Consider the following 821-nt stretch of genomic DNA (forward strand, 5'->3'; position numbering starts at 1 on the left):
GGGTGCACGGGCGCGGGCGCCGCGGGCACGGTCGCCGACCGGGCGGGGCGGGGCGGCAGGGGCCGCCCGGTGGGCCTGGGCGGGACCGGCCGTCCCGTTGGCCGTGGCGGCGGCGGCAACGGCGGACGCGCGGCGTCGGCGTCTGTGCTCACCCGCTCCCCCTCGCGCATGTCGAGACCCCGCTCGGCAGTGGAGTTCAGGGGCCGTACTCGTCCGGACAACGCCGCTTGAACAGCCAGTTGGCCGGTCGGTGGCGTGGGCGTCACTCTACGGCGCTCGCGGCCCGTCACCACAACCCGCGCCCGGCGGGGCTGTGCTGAGGGCGACTCCTCTGGCAAGCTGCCCGCGTGCTCACCACCGACCCGCACCCCACCGCCGACCGGGCCCGGTACGACCGGGCCACCGCCGCGCTGGACGCGCCGCTGGCCATTGTGGACCTGGACGCCTTCGACGACAACGCCGCCGATCTGGTCCGCCGGGCGGGCGGCAAGCCGGTGCGCGTCGCCAGCAAGTCCGTGCGGTGCCGCGCGCTGCTCGAACGCGCCCTGGCCCACGACGGGTTCGCGGGCGTCATGGGTTTCACGCTGGCCGAGTCGATCTGGCTGGCCCGGAGCGGGATTCCGGACGTGCTGCTGGCCTATCCCTCCGTCGACCGGGCCGGGTACGCCGAGCTGGCCGGCGACACGCTGCTGGCCCGGTCGGTGACCGTCATGGTGGACGACCCCGCGCAGCTCGCGCTGATCGACCTGGCCAGGGACGGCGGCCGCGAGGAGATCCGGGTGTGCCTCGAACTGGACACCTCGTTGCGGCTGTTGGGCGGG

The 821-nt window shown here is 75.8% G+C and carries 1 protein-coding gene; it reads left to right on the plus strand.

Annotated elements, in window-relative coordinates; genetic code table 11:
- Positions 1-347 precede the first annotated feature (347 nt).
- The coding region (locus GL263_RS27390) for an alanine racemase (protein WP_182858415.1) at positions 348-821 on the plus strand (474 nt) is incomplete at its 3' end.

Source organism: Streptomyces durbertensis (assembly GCF_014156695.1).
Lineage (GTDB): Bacteria > Actinomycetota > Actinomycetes > Streptomycetales > Streptomycetaceae > Streptomyces > Streptomyces durbertensis.